Annotated in this window: 11 protein-coding genes; 6 read left to right on the top strand and 5 right to left on the bottom strand. The window is 39.9% G+C overall.

Annotation, left to right across the window (positions count from 1 at the left end):
* The first annotated feature begins 128 nt into the window (after positions 1-128).
* Positions 129-641 carry a DUF3231 family protein gene (locus ACI6MV_RS07610; protein WP_407269675.1) on the top strand — a complete coding sequence of 171 codons (513 nt, stop codon included), beginning with the start codon at positions 129-131 and terminating at the stop codon, positions 639-641.
* Between the two features lie 474 nt (positions 642-1,115).
* Here ACI6MV_RS07610 and ACI6MV_RS07615 read toward each other — a convergent pair whose 3' ends face one another.
* Positions 1,116-1,472 carry a VOC family protein gene (locus ACI6MV_RS07615; RefSeq protein WP_407269676.1) on the bottom strand — a complete coding sequence of 119 codons (357 nt, stop codon included), beginning with the start codon at positions 1,470-1,472 and terminating at the stop codon, positions 1,116-1,118.
* Between the two features lie 220 nt (positions 1,473-1,692).
* On the opposite strand from ACI6MV_RS07615, the gene ACI6MV_RS07620 reads away from it, so the two are divergent.
* Positions 1,693-2,118, top strand: coding sequence for a PH domain-containing protein (locus tag ACI6MV_RS07620; protein WP_407269678.1), 426 nt, complete (start codon positions 1,693-1,695; stop codon positions 2,116-2,118).
* Between the two features lie 689 nt (positions 2,119-2,807).
* Here the strand turns inward: ACI6MV_RS07620 and ACI6MV_RS07625 are convergent.
* The 3 genes from ACI6MV_RS07625 to ACI6MV_RS07635 form a co-directional block, all read right to left on the bottom strand.
* Complete coding sequence (locus ACI6MV_RS07625; RefSeq protein ID WP_407269679.1) at positions 2,808-3,026, bottom strand: hypothetical protein; 219 nt, start codon at positions 3,024-3,026, stop codon at positions 2,808-2,810.
* Positions 3,027-3,132: 106 nt separating this feature from the next.
* Positions 3,133-3,759 (bottom strand): hypothetical protein, encoded by a 627-nt coding sequence (locus tag ACI6MV_RS07630; RefSeq protein ID WP_407269680.1) that lies wholly within the window; start codon positions 3,757-3,759, stop codon positions 3,133-3,135.
* A 408-nt stretch (positions 3,760-4,167) separates the two neighbouring features.
* Complete coding sequence (locus ACI6MV_RS07635; RefSeq protein ID WP_407269681.1) at positions 4,168-4,986, bottom strand: sulfite exporter TauE/SafE family protein; 819 nt, start codon at positions 4,984-4,986, stop codon at positions 4,168-4,170.
* 177 nt (positions 4,987-5,163) lie between these two features.
* On the opposite strand from ACI6MV_RS07635, the gene ACI6MV_RS07640 reads away from it, so the two are divergent.
* Positions 5,164-6,123: a formylglycine-generating enzyme family protein gene (locus tag ACI6MV_RS07640; RefSeq protein WP_407269683.1), complete on the top strand. Its 960-nt coding sequence runs from the start codon at positions 5,164-5,166 to the stop codon at positions 6,121-6,123.
* A gap of 68 nt (positions 6,124-6,191) precedes the next feature.
* Here the strand turns inward: ACI6MV_RS07640 and ACI6MV_RS07645 are convergent, their stop codons facing one another.
* Positions 6,192-7,076 (bottom strand): LysR family transcriptional regulator, encoded by an 885-nt coding sequence (locus tag ACI6MV_RS07645; protein ID WP_407269684.1) that lies wholly within the window; start codon positions 7,074-7,076, stop codon positions 6,192-6,194.
* 365 nt (positions 7,077-7,441) lie between these two features.
* Here ACI6MV_RS07645 and ACI6MV_RS07650 point away from each other — a divergent pair, with 365 nt between their 5' ends.
* The 3 genes from ACI6MV_RS07650 to ACI6MV_RS07660 all read left to right on the top strand — a co-directional run bounded on the left by ACI6MV_RS07650 (position 7,442) and on the right by ACI6MV_RS07660 (position 12,398).
* Complete coding sequence (locus ACI6MV_RS07650; protein ID WP_407269685.1) at positions 7,442-8,221, top strand: MurR/RpiR family transcriptional regulator; 780 nt, start codon at positions 7,442-7,444, stop codon at positions 8,219-8,221.
* Positions 8,222-9,164: 943 nt separating this feature from the next.
* The gene (locus tag ACI6MV_RS07655; protein ID WP_407269687.1) at positions 9,165-10,943 is read left to right on the top strand and encodes a sulfatase; all 1,779 of its coding nucleotides are present in this window, start codon (positions 9,165-9,167) and stop codon (positions 10,941-10,943) included.
* Between the two features lie 33 nt (positions 10,944-10,976).
* A complete protein-coding gene (locus tag ACI6MV_RS07660) occupies positions 10,977-12,398 on the top strand; it encodes a 6-phospho-beta-glucosidase (RefSeq protein ID WP_407269689.1) in 1,422 nt (473 codons plus the stop codon).
* Positions 12,399-12,523: the final 125 nt, after the last annotated feature.

Here is a 12,523-nt window from a genome sequence, read left to right on the forward strand (position 1 = left end):
AATACTCCCTTTGACACATATAAGAATATACCCTGAATAACTTCTGATTCTCTACAAATACTCTATACGTATTGTAGTTGGTTAGGAGAATTTATATGAATATCAAAAAATCAATGAGGAGTGTTGTTATGGGAATTTTGAGTGGAAACCCTGCAAATGAACCGTTGCATTATGGCGAAGTTTTTGCTGCTTGGTCCTATGTGTTAACTGCGAAGGGTGCAATTGCGTGTTACCAGACCCAACTAAACCATGCAGGTGATGGAGATCTGAAAAAACTGCTTGAGGAAGCCATTCAAGGTGGACAGCAAGAAGTGAAGCAAGTTGAAACAGTGTTAAAAGAAAATGGCGTTGGTTTACCTGCGGCTCCACCAGAACGACCAAAGGCTTGTTTGGATGATATTCCCGTTGGCGCTCGGTTCCAAGACCAAGAAATTGCCGCTGTGTTATCGATGGATGTTGCTGCGGGATTAGTCGCATGTAGCACAATCATGGGGCAATCGATTAGAGAAGACATCGCCATGATGTTCGGGCAATTTCATGTACAAAAAGCAGCATTGGGAGCGAAAGTTCTTCGTCTTAACAAGGAAAAAGGTTGGTTGATACCACCACCGTTACATCATAGTAAAGCGGAAGACTGCTAATTATTTTTGGAGTGGAATGACCATTTTGAGACGGTCATTTTATGAAACAATGAGCCCAAAACGTGAGTTGTTTGGCGTTGCCGGACACTACGGCGCTTATCTGTGACAAAAGCGTCATATGTGGAATTGTGCGGTCACCAGCGCACTTATTTGAATAAAATGCTTGCTGTTATATGCTGTTTTTAGCAAATAAGGGCACTGGTGGCCGCCAAATAGTCAAAACCGGCATTTTAGGCAAAAATAAGTGCACCTGTGTCCGCGAAAATTCCTAGCTTGATTGTGTGTGGAACGAGGAACCTGACCCCTCGTTCCATTTGACCCCTCGTTCCATTAGATACAGAAAAGGCAGCCTAATGTTTGTAGGCTGCCTTTTCCATATTCCTGCCCGATAACTAAATTCTCGAGCGAGATCTTCACTTCTTGCCTCCGTTAAACATTACTAATCCCGAGGTCAATACAAAAACAATTGCGATTCTAACACTGACAAACCATTAACAAATTCCCATCAGGATCCTTAAAGTTAAACCAATGGCCATTCTCTATTTCGGTAACAAGTTCAACATTACGCTCTTTCAGGAATTGATAAGCTTTATGAATGTCATCCGTATTGAAATGAAAAGCAGGGTTTTTATATATGGATTCTTCATGATATATTTTACTGTCAAGAACAAGGTTTAATCCGTTATTATCGAGCGGAATACAACACAGATGACCTGCGATTATTTCATACTTAGGATCTAAATCAAGAATATAACAGTACCATTTTCGTGCATTTATAATGTTACTTACAGGGATGAATATCGCTCCAGCTTTGCTTGAAATAATACTCAAATTGTCACACTCCTTACAATATTGTATCTCTAGTATAGGAAAAGGCCGCCAAACAAGAATTTCTCCTTTGAAAAGACATATAAGTTTGTTGTTTTTAATTATATACTAATTTACAGAAAACAGGTTTTTATTAGGAAAATTTATGCCATTTCACCACACATTCTATCCGAAGTGAAACCCCACACCCACGTTACCCGTAAAAATATCAGAGGTGAACAGGATGAAATTCGAATCAAGAAAAGACTTGTGGCTAGCATTAATCGCGTGGGGTGCGATGCTATCTGGTGTTGTCTCGGGGATCTATGGCATTGTTTCAGGAAATCCGGGTGTTGGTAAAACGATCGTCATTGTCATCCTAGCATTCGTACTACCCATCTTCGTTATATGGATGGTGCATGGTACGCATTATATTCTGGAAGAGGACCAGCTGAAAATCAAATTCTTTCCATTCAAAAAAACAATCCCATATGAAAAGATGCGGTCTGTGAAAAAAACAACCAATCCATTATCGAGCCCAGCACCGTCATTAAAAAGAATAGAAATCACCTATGGCAGGTATGATTTTGCCTTGATTTCCCCGAAAGACCGGGACCTATTTATTAAAGAGTTAAAGCAGCGTTGCCCACATTTGGACGTGGAAGGTTGATGGGTGACGGAGTGGTTTCCACCATTCATCGTAAACATTTCACAGATATTGACGAAAATCGGTAAGTGACAGCGCACCCCACAACCTGGAACGAGAGAACTGACCCCTAGTTCCCCCCCCCTAGTTCCCCGAAGCAATCGATCCGAATAATGTAGGCAATATTTACAAACAATACCTTTAATCTATGCATAGAGGTGATTGTAAATTTTGAGACAAAATAAGGTGTCTTTGCTCGTTTGGATGGGAGTAGCAAGTGCTGTACTGTCGAGTATATTTAGTGCAGTTATTATCAATATGGTATTGAGGAACTTTGATAAGATATCTAATATTCAAAACGAATTACTTAAGTACATTGAAAAAGGGACTCAATGAGTCCTTTTTTCTATGGTCCTGAATAACTATTAATGCTAATTTGTAAGTATTTATAAATATAAATGCAAAAAACTGGTAAACGAAGGTCTATAGCACAACAACTCTATATATTGACCAATGGAACGAGAGACCTGACGATTCGTGTTACTTTAGCTGTATTCCTAAATGTATTTTCTTGAATCAAAAATGATAAGTACAAAAAGAAAAAGTGGACATAGAACGACAAACCTGACCCCTTGTTCCGCCAACAAAAATCCTCTAAAAGAAGAGGAATAATTAGAGTTTATCGTTCATATAATATATCTGAATTGTGTATTTTAGAATTTTATGTGTGCAAAGTTCTCAAAATTAATATCCTTGGGCATTTTACCTTGAACCATTAGATCTTTTAGTGCGGTCATAGTAATTGAAACGTCTAGATCTAATAATTTTTCATCGTCATTATCATACGTGAAGTAGGGGACATTGCGAATGACATAATTTGTGCCATTAATATTCCAATGTACATCTTGCGTTAAAACTGGTTGGCTACTCAATACGTTAACCTCCCTGGTTTTCGTAGACATTTTTTCTCATCCCCTTGTATGTTTAATTCTAACTAATTTGATTAAGTTTTATACCTTATAGTTATATATTCAACATTTAATTGTTTTGTCCTTCTTGCTTTTTTTGTTCTTCTAACAATTTTTTATAAAGATCTTGGATTCCATTTTCTTGTTTTTTACTAAGCGTAATCTTTGATGTCATCTGTTTAGTAGGTGCATTTCGGAATGCAACGGTAATGGATTTGATATATCTATTCCCGCGATTTCCTTTCTTGAAACTGATTGCCAATTTGTAATGACTGGGATCTGCTACTTTAGCTGTTGTGTAGGTTAGTTCGGTGTAACCCTTGTATTGCGCTTTTAGAACGGTGTCTGTTTGTACTATTCTGTTAACCATACTTATGAGGTGACTTGTATCATTAGAACCTTCGCGTAGAAGTAATTGGTCCTTAGAGTGATCAGTAATTACAACAATCTTTTTATCTAACAACTCCCTGAAGCTCTTATCACCAACTAGGTCATTCTTTATTAAAATGATTTCTTCTTTTTGTCCATCATTTAAATAAGATAGGTCTTCTCCCTTTTCCGCACCTCGTAAATTAGGTTTTGTATATTTAGCTGCAATTTGCTGGATCTCCAAAGTTTGTTCATCACCAAACTCAATTACATCATCAATTTCTAGGGTTTCCCCATCTTCAAAAACAACAAAGAAGGTTTTCGACAAGTCGTTACACGTCCTTTATACCGATCAATTAGAGTTAAGTATATCATAAAAATCAACACTGTTACCGACCAATTTTGACAATAAATTCCTTGGTCTGACAGAGGTGAAAGATAACTTTATTCTAATTATTAGTAAGTGACTAGGCCCGCCCAACAAGATTGTTATATTTCGTTAATTTGTGAGCTTTCTTTAATAATAGAAAAAGCAAGACAAATAATTTTTGCTTTAGAAATAAGACTGGAGAATCTTTCAATTCATTTGCTGTGTTAACAATAACTAGAGTGATTGGGTCAGGTTCCTTCGGCGCTGATGAAACGAGGAACCTGACCCCGCGTCCCCCCCGTGCTTCGAAACGAGGGGTCAGCTCTGTTGTGCCAGTGGAACGAGAAACCTGACCCCGCGTTCCCCTTATCCAAAATACATGCGAAATCCAATCACTACTAATACAACCGACAACATCTGCATAATCACTTTGCCTGGTATTTTTCGTGATAGTAGGACGCCTAGTTGGGAGCCTGCTATTACTCCGATTCCGCCCCATACTACTGTCATCCAGTCGATGCTGCTGTAGAAGAGTTGTGAGATGACGCCTACTGATGAGTAAAGGCATAAGGAAAAAATGCTGGTTGCTGTTGCGTTATGGGTAGGAACTTTAAATAAGTAAATTAAGATTGGGACGAGTAACCAGCCGCCACCAATGCCTAGATAGCTAGACAAAATCCCCATGAAGAAACCTAGTGGGATTAGCCATTTGGACTGAGTTGCCTCCGTAATTTTTTCAGCTGGTTCTGTTGTTGAATCAGTTAAATCTTCAGCTTTTTCGCGTGCCACACGTGCCAGCTTCTGTTTTTTACTTGATGGTAAGTTTTTGCTGAATAAAAAGATACCTAGCGCTACTAATATTGTTGCGAAAACAACGTAAAAGTATTGGGAGGAGTAAACTTGAAGTAGCCAAACCCCGAGAATTGAACCTGGCAATGCACTGATCCCAATTGTGAGCCCGGTTTTGTATCGAATATTTTTCTGCTTTGCATATCCAACAACGCCTGATAGCGAGTTGATCAGTACGATTACTAACCCTGAACCAGCAGCGATGGCAGGATCCATGTGTAGAATAAGTAATAAAGCTGGCACAAAGATAAACCCGCCGCCAGCACCGACGATGGTTCCGTAGCCTCCGGCGATGATACCGATGAGGAGTAATAATAATCCTGTTGTTACATCCATACTAGTTGCCCCCTATTTGTTTTGCCTATTAATCATCTCAGAATTTTCCGTCTGTGCATATTCACGATTTGTTATAGGGTATAACTAAAAAAATCAACAGGTTGTCTGGCTTGTGTAGACAAAAGTATTGTAAACTAGTAAGTAACGATAGGTATTTACTAAAGGATGTGGATGTAAGTGGACAATAAACAAAGCTCTTGCTGCGCTGGAAGTAGAAATGATTTAGACAACACAACAAATGCAGAGAAACAAACAGAGCATATAGCACAAAGCAGCCAGATTAAATATAAAGAAAAGATGGTATACCTTCCTGGTGGAGAATTTTTAATGGGTACAGAAGACAATCAAGGCTTTCCGGCAGATGGAGAAGGACCAATTAGAAAAGTTACAGTGGGCCCATTTTCTATAGATGCGTATGCTGTTACTAATCAGGAATTTAGTGAGTTTGTAAAAGAGACAGGCTATGTAACAGAATCGGAGGATTTTGGTTGGTCATTTGTATTTTATAAATTAATCCCAGAGCACTTGTTAGAAAAAACAAAGCAATTACCACAAACGCCATGGTGGTTTGCGGTGGATGAAGCTTACTGGTATCAGCCAGAGGGACCGGGCTCAATGATTGAAGATCGGATGGACCATCCGGTCATACAGGTAAGTTGGAATGATGCGATAGCTTTTTGTAAATGGGCTGGAAAACGTCTGCCAACAGAGGCGGAGTGGGAGTATGCTGCACGAGGTGGTCTTGAGCAGAAGCTATATGCTTGGGGGGATGAACTCACGCCGAACGGTGAGCACTATTGTAATATTTGGCAAGGTGATTTTCCGAGAGAGAATACGGAAGAAGATGGCTATTTGAGTACAGCGCCTGCAAAATCATTTCCGGCTAACGGCTATGGGTTATACAATGTTGCGGGTAATGTCTGGGAATGGTGTGCGGACTGGTTTAATCAAACACAGGATTTATCACAACTAGTTAATCCTGTCGGGCCAATCACGGGTCAATCGAAAGTGATGCGTGGTGGTTCGTATCTTTGCCATAAATCGTATTGTAACCGGTACCGAGTAGCGGCGCGAAGTTCTAATACGATCGACAGTGCCACAGGTAATTTAGGCTTTCGTTGTGTCGTGGATGGCTAAAATGAAAGGGGGAACGAGGGGTCAGTTCTGTTGTTCCAGTGGAACGAGAGAACTGACCCCGCGTTCCACTATTCTTTCCGGATAAATTCCATGAAGGATTTAACGCTTTTTTTTGTGAATTTTTTAGACGTCCATACCATCCATAGATTGCGCTTTAATGTTGCGTCGCGAATTTTTATTTCGCGTAAAAAACCTAGCTCTATTTCACGAGCAACTGTTAGCCTGGAGACGATGCTTACGCCTAACCCTGCTTCTACCGCACTTTTGATCGATTGGGTGCTGCCGAGTTCCATATAGCTTTCGACCTTATCTAATATACCCCAATCATGTAAAAAGTTTTCGATGATAGCCCTTGTACCTGATGTAGGCTCTCTCCAAATCATTCGCTCTTGAACTATTTCCTCGATTTCAATCTCACTTCTTTTGCTCCAAGGGTGATCAGGTGCGTGGATGAGAACGAGCTCATCTTCTTTTACTTTATCGATTGATAATTTGGGATCATCTACAAGGCCTTCCACTAAGGCAAGGTCGATCATATCGTCAGCCAGAAGCTCTAGCACCTTTGGGGTATTGTCTATATATAAGGATACATGAAAGTCGGGATTATTCTTTTTAAATTTGCCGAGTAAATCGGGAAGTAGGTATTCTCCAATCGTTAGACTGGCACCTATTTTTAAAGTTTCTTCATACCCTTCCATATTGGCAGCAACAGCATCTTTTGATTGATAGAAATCTTGAACAATCGACTTGGCGAACGGATATAGCACATTGCCGCTGTCGGTAAGTGTTAATCGACCATCTTTACGATTGAATAGAAGTGCGCCGTATTCCGTTTCGATTTGATGTATTTGCTTTGTAATTGCTGGTTGGGATAAATATAAAGTTTTAGCAGCCTGATTAATGCTACCCGTCTCCACTACGAGACAGAATGTTTTTAATACTAGGATATTCATCTGTTTGGCCCCTTTATCTAGTGCCCCATCTTTTTGTTCATTATATATGGATGGTGATAGAGAGACAAGGGGTCAGTTCTGTTGTTCCGCTTTAGCTTTATTCAATTAACACTGCTAATTATTTCTTTTCGACGATGAGATTCGAACCTATCTTACACAGATGGGGGGATTAAATAACAGTGCGTTTCAACAACAAAAGAGCAAAGAAATGAGATTATTTTAGAATAAAAAGTAGAAGGCGTGTCACTGGGCCATTTAACTAGAAATACAGGAACATCCAAAAGTGTCATTTCCCGAATGCAGTGCCAGTGGAACGAGGAAACTGACCCCTCGTTCCCCGAAAATTATAAAAGTAGGTGATGATAGTGAAAATAGAAGAACTTATTAATGATAATCATACTACCTTTAGTGAAGGGGAGAAGGTGTTAGCGAAGTTTATTTTGGAAAATAAAGAGGCAATCTATGAGTTGGGGATTAATGAACTTGCTAAAAAAAGCTTGAGTTCTAAATCTTCTGTATTACGATTTGCGCAAAAGTTGGGGTTTTCTGGGTATACGGAAATGCGAAACTTTATGAAGTGGGAAAATCAATTAGCCGAAAATCCTATTACGCAAGAAGATTTCGGGAAAATACTGATTAACAATGTAGAGCAAACGGTCAATCAGATGAACAATATGGATCTTGGTAAAATTTGTGAAGTGATTGAAAAAAGTGCAAATGTCTATATTACCGGGACTGGTCTCATGCAGCAAAGTTTGGCGCAAGAAATGCAAAGGATGTTTTTGGGGATCGGTAAAAACATGCAAATTTTTCCTATGGACATAAGTACAAATATATATCAATTGGTAACGGAAAGGCTTGCAGAAGAAGACCTACTTATTATATTTTCAGGTTCAGGGAACAATGCAGCGCTTAAGGAGGCGCTTAGTATTCCTTTGCTAAAGAACGTAAAGATTCTTGCAATAACAGGATCACATCACAATTGGTTGATGAATAATGCTGATTTTGGAATTTCAGTAAATGTAAATAGTCAATCGACAGTAATTAGCAATTGGTTTTCTTCGTCGAGTGGTTTTCACATTGTTATTGAAATCCTAGCTTATAATTATTTTGAATATAAGAATAAAGCATTGAAGAATAAGTGACGGTTGGACAAGGGTTTTAGGGTTATTACATGCTATTGTGATTGCACTTGTTTCAAGGATGTTTTTCTAAATGGTTGTTGCCGGGGGTGGTGGTGAGCCGTTGACGGCCACCACGGCGCTTATCTGTGACAAAAGCGGCATTAATAGAATTGTGCGGCCACCAGCGCACTTATTTGGGTGAATCGGATGTTTCAGTATGCTGTTATTAGTAAATAAGTGCTGTGGTGGCCGTCAAATTAGCAAAACTGGTATTACAGGCAAAATAAGCGCTTGTGTGGCCGCCAAATCCTTACCGCTTTCATAGTGTTTCTTTGATAACTTCCGGGAGAAGCACGATATCGGTAGATCTCATCGATGATGCCCAGTCAGAACTGTCGAAAGCGGCCCGCAATCGGTAGAACTCACGGGAATGTCCATTCAGAACTGTCGAAAGCAGCCCACATTCGGTAGATCTCACGGTGATGTCCAGTCAGAACTGTCGAAAGCGGCCTACCACACTTCGCCAACCACTCCGCCTCCCGCATAAATCACACGGCGTAAGCTCATTCGTCAACATTGTTTCCAATTACCCATGTAAAAACGCGATCTCAATTGAATAAAGCAATACTACCAAAGCAAAACTCCCATGCAAAATGGAAGTTTTGCTTTTTTCATTAATTACCACATTAAACTTTTAAAAAGACAAAAGATAACAAAAAAGCCCCAGCGTCTCCCGCCGTGTGCTCAACGAATCCAATGCAAAATCACCCCACCGTGGATGACCAAGCCGCCCGACCCACCCCTCACCCCTCACCGATGCCAGGCCCTGATCATCCCACCCCCCGCATTCCTTCCCAATCCATGAAACCGTTTCCCAAAGTCCCTCCAAACCCTTCTTTTCCAACTTATCATCACCTATAATTTATTGTACAACAGAGAAATGCTTGCGGAAGGAGATGCATGAATGAAAGCGATTCAAGTTATGTTTGATACGTTAAAACGAAATTATTTAAGTCCATATGATACTTCTGATGTAAGTACACCTAACTTTGACCGGTTAAAGAGAAAATCGGTTCAATTCGATAACTTCTTTGCTGGAAGTTTACCTTGTATGCCGGCGAGAAGAGATTTGCAAACGGGACGTTACAATTTCCTGCATCGTGGATGGGGGCCGATTGAGCCTTTTGATGACTCGATGCCTGAAATTTTGAAACAAAGTGGCGTATACACACACCTTGTTACGGATCATAAACATTACTGGCGAGATGGTGGCGCTACTTATCATACACGCTATTCTTCCTACGAATTGATTCGTGGCCAGGAAGGCGACAATTGGAAGGCAAGAGTTAATAAGAATATGGAAGTAGAAGGGTTAGAAAACCTTCCTGATTTTGCGAAAAAACGAAAAGCGGGAAGTATTTCACAAGATCTAGTTAACCGCGAATACATGCAAAATGAGGAAGATCATTCGTTATATAGAACTGTTGAGGCAGGTTTGGAATTCCTTAGAGATAACAAAAACGAAGATCAATGGTTTTTACAAATAGAATGCTTTGATCCGCACGAGCCATTCTTTGTACCAGAACAATATTTGAACATGTATGGCATCACTCAAGATGAATTTAATGGCTGGTTATTATATTCACACGATGATTTTACTCCAGAAAAAACAGAGACGGTTAAAGGATATTATAAAGCGCTAGTTACGATGTGTGATGCATATTTAGGAAAAGTACTCGACTTTATGGACGAAAACAACATGTGGGACGATACGATGTTGATCGTTAATACCGATCACGGTCTACTGCTAGGTGAACATGAGTGGTGGGGCAAAAACATCATGCCGGTATACAACGAAATTGCGCATTTACCGTTCTTTATATGGAATCCACAAGTAGGCGTCCAAAATGAAACGAGAAATCAGTTAGCGCAAAATATTGATGTACCAGCTACCTTGTTAGAATACTTTGGTTTGGATATCCCGGAATTCATGCAAGGCAAGCCACTTCGTTCGGTTATTGAATCGGAAGAGGTCATACATGACGCTGCTTTATTTGGTACGTTTGGTAGCAATATTAATGTCGTTGATGAAGACCATGTCTACATGCGAGGGCCAATGCCTGGGAATGAGGAGTATCTTCATGAGTACACCTTAATGCCAATGCGAATGAATCGGCGCTTTACAGCAGATGAACTAGCGGGTGCTGAACTCGATAATTCCTTCGCATTTACGAAAGGGATTAGCACATTAAAGATGAAGACGACCGATTGGATGGCTAAAAGTTATCAGCGGTTTGGCAATAAATTATTTCATTATAAACAAGATCCGAACCAAGAAAATCCATTAGATGATCCTGTCAAAGAGTTTGAAATGATAACAAAACTAAAGCGAATCATGAAAGAAAATGAAGCTCCAGATTCCCTGTATAGCTATTATGGGCTGGATCAAATAAATAGTATCGAGGACTTAGTAGCAGAACATAAGGTCCTTGATCGCAAGCAAGCAATTGTTTGTGAAGATATTAAATTCTCCAATCACAGTGTGAAAGAAGGGTATCTTGCAGTCGTCTTTTCGATCAAAGACAAAGCGAAAGTCGCATTGTTGCAATCAGATTTTAAAAAAGTTAACCAATCTGCTCTGATTTCAGCTGCGCATCTGAAGAGCTGGATCAAGGAACACATCGATGGAGAAGAGCGTGCTTTTGTCTACTATCAATTGGATATGGCGCTTCGAGTGGACTAGGTTTTTTATCAAATAGGAAGGGAGAGATCATAGATGCCTTTACAGAAAGATTTCTTATGGGGCGGTGCCGTCGCAGCGAACCAAGCAGAAGGTGCCTATAAAAAAGGCGGAAAAGGAATGGCGTTGGTGGATATTTTGCCATCAGGAAAAGAACGTTGGGATGCTTTATTTCATCCTAACAAGGTGTTAGAGACAACGTATCACCATTATCCAAGCCACGAGGCAATTGATTTCTATCATAGCTATAAAGAAGATATTAAGTTATTCGCCGAAATGGGTTTTAAGGTGTTTCGTACATCGATTTCATGGCCACGTATTTTTCCAAACGGAGATGAACTAGAGCCAAATGAAGCGGGTCTTCAATTTTATGACGATTTGTTCGCAGAATGTCAGAAGTATGGGATTGAGCCATTGGTTACCTTAAATCATTTCGATACACCGCTCTATTTAGTAACAGAATATGGTGGCTGGCGAAATCGTAAGTTAGTGGAGTTTTACGAGCGCTATGCGAAGGTTGTGTTCGAACGTTACAAGGATAAGGTGAAATATTGGTTAACCTTCAATGAAATTAATATGCTACTTCACATTCCGTTCTTTGGTGGCGGTCTAATCATCGATGAAGATGAGAATGCAGACCAAGTAAAGTTTCAAGCAGCACACCATCAGCTTGTTGCCTCTAGTTTGGCAACAAAAGCGGCAAGAGAAATTAATGGGGACAAATTTATGATCGGCTGTATGTTAGCGGCTGGTGAAATCTATCCTTATTCTTGCCATCCGGAAGATCTATTGAAATCGGTAAAAGAAAACCAAAAGCAATATTTCTTTATCGATGTCCAATCTCGTGGGGCTTATCCATCTTACACCACACGAATGTTTCGTGAATTGAATGTTGAACTGAAGATGAAAGAGGGCGATGAATCCTTACTAAAGGAATATCCAGTTGATTTCATTTCGTTTTCCTACTATTCATCACGATTAACTAGTGCCGATCCGGAAATAAATGCAGGTGAAAAATCTGGTAACGCATTTGGTTCATTAGATAATCCACATCTTGAAGCATCAGAGTGGGGCTGGCAAATTGATCCGGTTGGTTTACGCGTAACGATGAATAACTTGTACGATCGTTATCAGAAACCGTTGTTCATTGTAGAAAATGGCTTAGGAGCAGTGGACAAATTGGAGAATGGCACGGTTGCGGATGATTATCGTATTGACTATATGCGCGACCATCTGAAACAAATGATCGAAGCAGTCGATGATGGCGTTGAATTATTAGGCTATACATCTTGGGGCTGTATCGACATTGTTAGTGCAGGATCTGGTGAAATGAAAAAACGCTACGGTTTCATTTATGTCGATCGAGATAATGAAGGAAATGGTACAGGTAAACGCTATAAGAAAAAATCATTTGATTGGTATAAGAAAGTGATTGAAACAAATGGGACGGATTTATAAATTCGCCTAGAAAACTATATGGTGGTAGCATTATTGCACGATTTAAAAGGGGGTTCAGCAAGAGATAATCCGCTACAAGACACGCATTATCTCTTGCTTTAAAAATTGATAGGAGAAAGAAGGGG

The organism is Radiobacillus sp. PE A8.2, assembly GCF_045635475.1.
Lineage (GTDB): Bacteria > Bacillota > Bacilli > Bacillales > Amphibacillaceae > JBJGXI01.

Excerpts from the sequence above, each read along its gene's own strand:
- ACI6MV_RS07610 (WP_407269675.1), top strand. The coding sequence starts at position 129 with ATGGGAATTTTGAGTGGAAACCCTGCAAATGAACCGTTGCATTATGGC.
- ACI6MV_RS07660 (WP_407269689.1), top strand. The coding sequence starts at position 10,977 with ATGCCTTTACAGAAAGATTTCTTATGGGGCGGTGCCGTCGCAGCGAAC.
- ACI6MV_RS07645 (WP_407269684.1), bottom strand. The coding sequence starts at position 7,076 with ATGAATATCCTAGTATTAAAAACATTCTGTCTCGTAGTGGAGACGGGT.
- ACI6MV_RS07655 (WP_407269687.1), top strand. The coding sequence starts at position 9,165 with ATGAAAGCGATTCAAGTTATGTTTGATACGTTAAAACGAAATTATTTA.
- ACI6MV_RS07635 (WP_407269681.1), bottom strand. The coding sequence starts at position 4,986 with ATGGATGTAACAACAGGATTATTATTACTCCTCATCGGTATCATCGCC.
- ACI6MV_RS07620 (WP_407269678.1), top strand. The coding sequence starts at position 1,693 with ATGAAATTCGAATCAAGAAAAGACTTGTGGCTAGCATTAATCGCGTGG.